Source organism: Labrys sp. Lb11, assembly GCF_057554225.1.
This window is the reverse complement of record NZ_BAAJOT010000004.1, coordinates 663,696-670,000: the sequence shown is the minus strand read 5'-3', so window position 1 is coordinate 670,000 and position 6,305 is coordinate 663,696. Positions and strand designations below refer to the sequence as shown.

The window sequence follows — 6,305 nt, the reverse complement described above, 5'->3', positions numbered from 1 at the left end:
ATGCACACCGGCGTCGACTGGGCCGACAAGGTCGGCACGCCGATCCTGGCCACCGGCAACGGCACCGTCGTCAAGGCGGGCTGGGCCAACGGCTATGGCCGGCACGTCGAGATCCAGCACGCCAACGGCTATCTCACCACCTATTCGCACATGCAGGGCTTCGCCCGCGGCATCCAGCCCGGCACCAAGGTTAAGCTCGGCCAGGTCATCGGCTTCCTGGGATCGAGCGGCCTGTCCACCGGGCCGCACTGCCACTACGAGGTCAAGATCAACGGCAACTTCGTCGATCCCATGCGCATCAAGCTGCCCCAGGGCCGCGAGCTGAGCGGCGACCTGCTCGCCCAGTTCAAGGACGAGCGCCAGCGCCTCGACCGCATGATGAACAAGGCACCGGTCGCCGAAGCGACCGCGACGAAGAAGATCTGACCGGCGCTCCCGCCGCTGCGGACGGACGTCACGAGGGCCCCCGGCAAAGGCGCCGGATCACGCATCCCCCGCTTTCCAGCGCCGCGGCCCGAGAGGCCGCGACGAAAAAGGCGGGCCGAAGCCCGCCTCTTGCCGTCGTCGTCCGGAAGCGTTCAGGCCGCCGCGCTGACCGCCCTGTCGCCGATGATCAGGCCGGAACCGGTGGCTGTGATCGGCACGCGGTCGCCGTCCCTGACGTCGCCGGACAGGATCATCTCCGCCAGCGGGTCCTGCACCAGCTTCTGGATGGTGCGCTTCAGCGGCCGGGCGCCGTAGGCCGGGTCGTAGCCGCGCTCCGCCAGGAACTGGCGCGCCGCATCGTCGAGGGCGAGCGTGATCTTGCGCTCGTCCAGGAGCTTCTGCAGCCGGGCGACCTGGATGTCGACGATCGTGCCCATCTGCCGCTTCTGCAGCCGGTGGAACAGGATGATCTCGTCGACGCGGTTGAGGAACTCCGGCCGGAAGTGCCCGCGCACCACGGCCATGACCTCGTCGCGCACCGCCTCCGAATCCTCGCCCTCCGGCTGGTTCACCAGGTACTCGGCGCCGAGGTTGGAGGTCATGACGATCAGCGTGTTGCGGAAGTCGACCGTCCGTCCCTGGCCGTCCGTCAGCCGCCCGTCGTCGAGCACCTGCAGGAGGATGTTGAACACGTCCGCATGCGCCTTCTCGATCTCGTCGAACAGCACGACCTGGTAGGGCCGGCGCCGCACCGCCTCGGTCAGCGCCCCGCCCTCCTCATAGCCGACATAGCCGGGCGGCGCACCGATCAGCCGGGCGACCGAGTGCTTCTCCATGTACTCCGACATGTCGATGCGCAGCAGCGCCGAGTCGTCGTCGAACAGGAAGGCGGCGAGCGCCTTGGTCAGCTCGGTCTTGCCGACGCCGGTGGGGCCCAGGAAGATGAAGGAGCCGATCGGCCGGTTCGGGTCCTGCAGGCCGGCGCGGGCGCGCCGGACCGCGGTCGAAACCGCCTTCACCGCCTCGCCCTGGCCGACGACGCGCCGGGCCAGCGTGTCCTCCATGCGCAGGAGCTTGTCCTTCTCGCCTTCCAGCATGCGGTCGACGGGCACGCCGGTCCAGCGCGACACGACCTGCGCCACATGGTCCGCCGTCACCGCCTCCTCGACCATGCCGCCCTTGTCGCCGGCCGCCTCGGTCTCGGCCAGCTCCTTCTCCAGCTGCGGGATGACGGCATAGGTCAGCTCGCCGGCGCGCTGGAACTCGCCGCGGCGCTGGGCGTTGACGAGGTCGTTGCGGGCCCCGTCGAGCTTCTTCTTCAGCTCCGCCGCATGGCCGAGCTTGTCCTTCTCCGAGCGCCAGCGGCTGGTCAGCTCGGCCGAGCGGGTCTCGAGCTCGGCGAGCTCCTTCTTCAGGCGGGCGAGCCGGTCCTTCGAGGCGGCGTCCTTCTCCTTCCTCAGGGCCTCCTGCTCGATCTTGAGCTGCACCACGCGCCGGTCGACCTCGTCGAGCTCTTCCGGCTTGGAGTCGACCTGCATGCGCAGGCGCGCCGCCGCCTCGTCGACGAGGTCGATGGCCTTGTCGGGCAGGAAACGGTCGGTGATGTAGCGGTTCGACAGGGTCGCGGCCGCGACGATGGCGCCGTCGGTGACGCGCACCTGGTGGTGCTGCTCGTACTTCTCCTTCAGGCCGCGCAGGATCGAGACCGTGTCCTCCACCGTCGGCTCAGCGACGAAGACGGGCTGGAAGCGGCGGGCCAGGGCCGGGTCCTTCTCGACGTGCTTGCGATACTCGTCGAGCGTGGTGGCGCCGACGCAGTGCAGCTCGCCGCGGGCGAGCGCGGGCTTGAGCAGGTTGGAGGCGTCCATCGCCCCGTCGCCCTTGCCGGCGCCGACCAGCGTGTGCATCTCGTCGATGAACAGGATGATCTCGCCGTCGGAACCGGTCACCTCGTTGAGCACGGCCTTCAGCCGCTCCTCGAACTCGCCGCGATATTTGGCGCCGGCGATGAGGGCGCCGAGGTCGAGCGCCAGGAGTTGCTTGTCCTTGAGGGTTTCCGGCACGTCGCCATTGACGATGCGCAGCGCCAGGCCCTCGACGATCGCGGTCTTGCCGACGCCCGGCTCGCCGATCAGCACCGGATTGTTCTTGGTGCGGCGTGACAGCACCTGGATGGTGCGGCGGATTTCCTCGTCGCGGCCGATCACCGGGTCGAGCTTGCCCGTCCGCGCCGCGTCGGTGAGGTCGCGGGCATATTTCTTCAGCGCGTCATAGGCGTTCTCCGCCGACGCGGAGTTGGCGGTCCGGCCCTTGCGCAGGGCCTCGATCGCCTGGTTCAGGCGCTGGGGCGTGACGTCGGCCAGGGCAAGCGCCTTGCCGGCCTCGCTGTCCTTCTCGACGGCCAGGGCCAGCAGCAGACGCTCAACGGTGACGAAGGAATCGGACGCCTTCTCCGCCGCCTTCTCCGCGGCTTCGAAGACGCGCGCCAGCTGCGGCGTCATGTAGAGCTGGCCGGCCCCGGAGCCCTGCACCTTGGGCAGCTTGCGCAGCGCCGCCTCGGTGGCGGCCAGGGCGTCACGCGAACGCCCGCCGGCCCGGTCGATCAGGCCCGCGGCCAGACCCTCGGGGTCGTCGAGCAGCACCTTCAGGAGATGCTCGGGGGCGAACTGCTGATGGCCTTCGCGCAACGCCAGGCTCTGCGCCGACTGGACGAACCCCTTGGCGCGGTCGGTGTAGCGGTCGAAATTCATGGATGGATCCTTTCCGGCTCGCCCCTCGGACCCGTAGCGTCGCGAAGAGCGCCTTCACACAGCGCGGGCCCTGACGGCGCCCGCCCTCCTCAGATGGTGTGGCGGCGGAGCAACACAAGAGGGGTCGGCCCCTGCGCCCCGGCGATTCTGCGAGCCGGCCATCAGCCGATCCGGGCAAGCAGGTCGGCGAGCTCGCCCAGGTGCTCCAGGCGGTGGAAGCGCGGCTCGCCCTCCGGCACCTCGGCATGCTCCAGCACCCAAGTCAGGTCATGCGGCACATAGACACCCCAGCTGCCCGCCGCCAGGGCCGGCGCGACGTCGGACTTGAGCGAGTTGCCGACCATCATGCTGCGGCCCGGGCCGTCGCCGTGCCGGGTGAAGATGCGCTCATAGGTCGAGGCGGTCTTGCTGCTGACGATCTCGACGGCGTCGAACAGGTCGGCGAGGCCGGACTGGGCCAGCTTGCGCTCCTGGTCGAACAGGTCGCCCTTGGTGATCAGCACCAGCCTGTAGGCGCCGGCGAGCCGCTGCAGCGTCTGGCGGGCGTGCGGCATGACCTCGACCGGGTGGCCGAGCAGGTCGCGGCCGGCCTCGACGACCTCGGCGATGACCGGGGCCGGCACCCGGCCGCCGGTGACGGCGATCGCGGTCTCGACCATCGACAGGGTGAAGCCCTTGATGCCGAAGCCGTAGAGGCCGAGGTTGCGCTTCTGCGCCTCCAGCAGCGCCGGGGCGATCGCCTCGGCCGGGGCATGGGCGGCCAGGAGCCGGGCGAACTGCGCCTGGGTCGCCTTGTAGAACTGCTCGTTCTGCCAGAGCGTGTCGTCGGCGTCGAAGCCGATGGTGGACAGGGCGGAAGCGCCGGACGGCATGGCAGGATCCCCGAGGCGGATGCCCGCGCAGGAGAACCCATGCCGGCCGGCCCCGCAAGCCCCGCCGGGCCGGCATCTCAGATCAGAACCTGGGTGCCGATCTCCACCACGCGGTTGGAGGGGATGGAAAAATAGTCGCTGGCGTCGTCGGCGTTACGGGCGAGGATGATGTAGAGCTTGCGCTGCCAGCGCCACATGCTCGGCGTCCTGCCGGTGCGGACGTGCCGGCGCGACAGGAAGAAGGAGGTCGACATGATGTCGAAGGTCCAGCCGGCCTTGCGGCACAGCCCCAGCGCCCGGGGCACGTTGGGATCCTCCATGTAGCCGAACGAGACGCTCACCTTGGTGAAGCTGTCGGAGATCGCCTCCATGGCGATGCGCTCGTCGTCCGCGACCGTCGGATCGTCCTCGGTCCGGATGGTGAGGATCGCCACGGACCGGTGGAGCGCCTTGTAGTGCTTCAGGCTGTGGAGCAGCGCGGTCGGCGTATAGTGGGGATCGCTGGTCAGGAAGATGGCCGTGCCCGGCACGCGCGCGGCGCTGCCCTGCTCCAGGCTCTTGACGACGGTGTCCAGCGGCACCTCGGTCCGGCGCGTCTTCTCCATGACCACGCGGGTGCCGTGCCGCCAGGTGAGCATGATCACGATCAGCCCGAAGGCGATCATCAGCGGCACCCAGCCGCCGTCGACCACCTTCAAGAGGTTCGCGGCCAGGAAGGCGAGGTCGATCAAGAGGAAGGGGGCGATGATCAGGGCCGCCAGCGGCAGCGGCCAGCGCCAGGCCTTCCAGATGACGATGAAGGCCATCATGGCGGTGACCACCATGGTGGTGGTGACGGCAATGCCGTAGGCGGAGGCCAGGCGCGAGGAATCCTCGAAGGCGAGCACCAGCAGCACGACGCCGACGGCGAGGATGCTGTTGACCGGCGGGATGTAGATCTGCCCGGACTGGTGCTCGGACGTATGCGCGATCTTCATGCGCGGCAGCAGGCCGAGCTGGATGGCCTGGCGGGTCAGCGAATAGGCGCCGGTGATCACGGCCTGGCTGGCGATGATGGTGGCGACGGTGGCCATGACCACGAGCGGGATCAGCGCCCAGGACGGCGCCAGCAGGAAGAACGGGTTCTCGATCGCCGCCGGGTCCTTGAGCACCAGCGCGCCCTGGCCGAGATAGTTCAGGGCCAGAGCCGGCAGCACCAGCGTCGTCCAGGCGGTCTGGATCGGCCTTCGGCCGAAATGGCCGAGATCGGCATAGAGCGCCTCGGCGCCGGTCACGGCCAGGAACACCGCGCCGAGCGTGACGAAGCCGATATGGCCGTGGGTGAGCATGAAGGAGAGGGCGTGCCAGGGGTTGACGGCGGCGAACACATCGGGCGCGTCGGCGAGATGGCTCAGGCCGAGCAGGCCGATCAGCACGAACCAGGCCAGCATCACCGGACCGAAAAACGCGCCGACCCGGGCGGTGCCGTGGCTCTGCACGGCGAAGAGCACGAGGATGATGGCGAGCGTCAGGGGCACGACATAGGGCTGGAAGCTGGGCGTCACCAGCTTGATGCCCTCGACGGCCGACAGCACCGAAACCGCCGGCGTGATGATGGCGTCGCCGTAGAACATGGCCGCGCCGACGGCGCCCAGCAGCACCAGCGTCCGGCCCGAGCGGCCGACGGTGCGCTGCGCCAGCGCCATCAGCGTCAGGGTGCCGCCCTCCCCCTTGTTGTCGGCGCGCAGCAGCAGCAGCACGTATTTCAGGGTGACGATGACGATCAACGCCCACAGGATCAGCGACACCACGCCGAGCACCGCCTCGCGCGACATGTCCTCGCCGCCGCGGGTGGCGGCATGCAGCGCCTCGCGGAAGGCATAGAGCGGGCTGGTGCCGATGTCGCCGTAGACGACGCCGATCGACCCGATCGCCAGGGCCCAGAAGCTGACGCCGGGCCGGTGCTGCTGGTCAGCCGCGGGGTCCGCAAAACCTGCGGTAACATGCCCCATGGGGCCTCTCCTCATTCAAACCGTAGGCTGCGACAGTCAGGGCGCCGTGGTCGGATGGCTGGTGGGTGTTCTAGCGGTTTCCGCCCTATGCGGATAGCGCATGGCCATGCAAGGACTGCGAATCGGCCCCGCGGCGGACGCGGGATCGTCGCCCCTCGCCGGCTGCCGCCGGGCCGGCGTCAAAGCCGGCGACGGTTTCGGACAAGCGGGCGGCCGGCGGGCGCGGTAGCTTTCCTGAAAGCGACGCCACGTCGTTTTGAGGACAA

Annotated in this window: 4 protein-coding genes (1 of these 4 only partly in view); 1 reads left to right on the top strand and 3 read right to left on the bottom strand. The window is 69.3% G+C overall.

What is annotated here, in order from left to right:
- Positions 1–426 carry the 3' end of a peptidoglycan DD-metalloendopeptidase family protein gene (locus tag AC27L4_RS17705; protein ID WP_487143548.1) on the top strand. Its footprint begins 1,533 nt before the window's first position, so 426 of the gene's 1,959 nt are visible here — the last part of the coding sequence; its start codon lies off the left edge, out of view; it ends in the stop codon at positions 424–426.
- A gap of 152 nt (positions 427–578) precedes the next feature.
- Here AC27L4_RS17705 and clpB read toward each other — a convergent pair whose 3' ends face one another.
- The 3 genes from clpB to AC27L4_RS17690 form a co-directional block, all read right to left on the bottom strand.
- Positions 579–3,176 (bottom strand): ATP-dependent chaperone ClpB, encoded by a 2,598-nt coding sequence (clpB, locus tag AC27L4_RS17700; protein ID WP_487143547.1) that lies wholly within the window; start codon positions 3,174–3,176, stop codon positions 579–581.
- A gap of 161 nt (positions 3,177–3,337) precedes the next feature.
- Positions 3,338–4,048, bottom strand: a complete 711-nt coding sequence (locus tag AC27L4_RS17695) for an HAD family hydrolase (protein WP_487143546.1) — start codon at positions 4,046–4,048, stop codon at positions 3,338–3,340.
- A 77-nt stretch (positions 4,049–4,125) separates the two neighbouring features.
- Entirely contained in the window at positions 4,126–6,039 is a 1,914-nt protein-coding gene (locus AC27L4_RS17690) for a potassium transporter Kup (RefSeq protein WP_487143545.1), read from the bottom strand.
- Positions 6,040–6,305 lie beyond the last annotated feature (266 nt).

What these genes read in the sequence shown, in the direction of transcription:
- clpB (WP_487143547.1), bottom strand. Translation starts at nt 3,176, where the DNA reads ATGAATTTCGACCGCTACACCGACCGCGCCAAGGGGTTCGTCCAGTCG.
- AC27L4_RS17695 (WP_487143546.1), bottom strand. Translation starts at nt 4,048, where the DNA reads ATGCCGTCCGGCGCTTCCGCCCTGTCCACCATCGGCTTCGACGCCGAC.
- AC27L4_RS17690 (WP_487143545.1), bottom strand. Translation starts at nt 6,039, where the DNA reads ATGGGGCATGTTACCGCAGGTTTTGCGGACCCCGCGGCTGACCAGCAG.